Here is an 802-nt window from a genome sequence, read left to right as displayed (position 1 = left end):
GTGTTAAAGGAAGCAAAACAGTTGACTCACAGAGGACGGGAGCAGCGGAAACATAAGAGACCAATATCAACGCACAAAGCAACGAGAGCCAATCAGGTGTGGATGTGGGATATCACATACTTAAACGGACCGATCAAAGGAATGCATTATTATTTATATATGTTTTCTGATTTATACAGCAGGAAGATTGTTGGCTGGGAAGTTTGGGAAAGTGAAAATGCAAAGCATGCGAGTGAATTGGTGAAACGAATTTATCGGGATGAAAAGATATATATCAGAAATATGCAGAAAGAACCATTGGTGCTGCATTCTGATAATGGAAGTCCGATGAAGGGAACGACAATGTTGGAAACATTGTATGCACTGGGAATTACGCCATCGAAAAGTAGACCACGGGTAAGTAATGATAATCCATATGCAGAGAGTTTGTTTAAGACATTAAAATATGTGCCGAATTTTCAACCGCAAGGATTTGCCACACTGACAGAAGCAAGATTGTGGGTAAAGCGATTTGTGGAATGGTACAATAATGAACATCGTCATAGTGGGATAAACTATGTGACACCATCACAGAGACATATGGGATTGGATCAGGAAGTTTTAAGGAAGCGAAAAGAGGTTTACGAAAAAGCGAAAGAAAGACATCCGGAAAGATGGGCAAAAGGAACCAGAGCCTGGAGTTTTTCAGAAGAAGAATGGCTAAATCCAAGACAAGAAGCAGAAACAAAAAAAGAGGCGAAAGTCTCGTGAAATTAAAAGAAAGGAAAATCGGGTAGGGTGACAACCACCCGAAAAAATTCCG

Annotated in this window: 1 protein-coding gene; it reads left to right on the top strand. The window is 40.3% G+C overall.

All coding sequences use genetic code 11. From position 1 onward, the window contains the following. Positions 1 to 750: IS3 family transposase (locus DW005_RS14265; RefSeq protein WP_242989479.1), on the top strand; the 750-nt coding region annotated here is incomplete at its 5' end. Positions 751 to 802: the final 52 nt, after the last annotated feature.

The sequence above is a fragment of the Clostridium sp. AF36-4 genome, from assembly GCF_003435975.1.
GTDB lineage: Bacteria > Bacillota > Clostridia > Lachnospirales > Lachnospiraceae > Eubacterium_F.
This window is presented reverse-complemented; position numbering and strand designations above follow the sequence as displayed.